Here is a 355-nt window from a genome sequence, read left to right on the forward strand (position 1 = left end):
CAACGCGATGGCCGGCAACCTCACCAGCCAGGTCCGCGACATCGCCCAGATCGCCACCGCCGTCGCCAAGGGCGACCTCTCGCAGAAGATCACCGTCACCGCGCGCGGCGAGATCCACGAACTCAAGAACTCCGTCAACACGATGGTCGACCAGCTGTCCTCCTTCGCCGACGAGGTGACCCGGGTCGCCCGCGAGGTCGGCAGCGAGGGCATCCTCGGCGGCCAGGCCGACGTCAGGGGCGTGTCGGGCACCTGGCGCGACCTGACCGACTCGGTCAACTTCATGGCGGGCAACCTCACCGCCCAGGTCCGCTCCATCGCCCAGGTGGCCACCGCCGTCGCGGAGGGCGACCTC

General features: G+C 70.1%; 1 protein-coding gene. It reads left to right on the plus strand.

Features of this window, described 5'->3' with window-relative positions; translation table 11 throughout:
• A partial coding sequence (locus PUR61_RS00010; protein ID WP_329874295.1) for a HAMP domain-containing protein occupies nt 1-355 on the plus strand: 355 nt, incomplete at both ends.

The organism is Streptomyces sp. BE20, from assembly GCF_036322525.1.
GTDB lineage: Bacteria > Actinomycetota > Actinomycetes > Streptomycetales > Streptomycetaceae > Kitasatospora.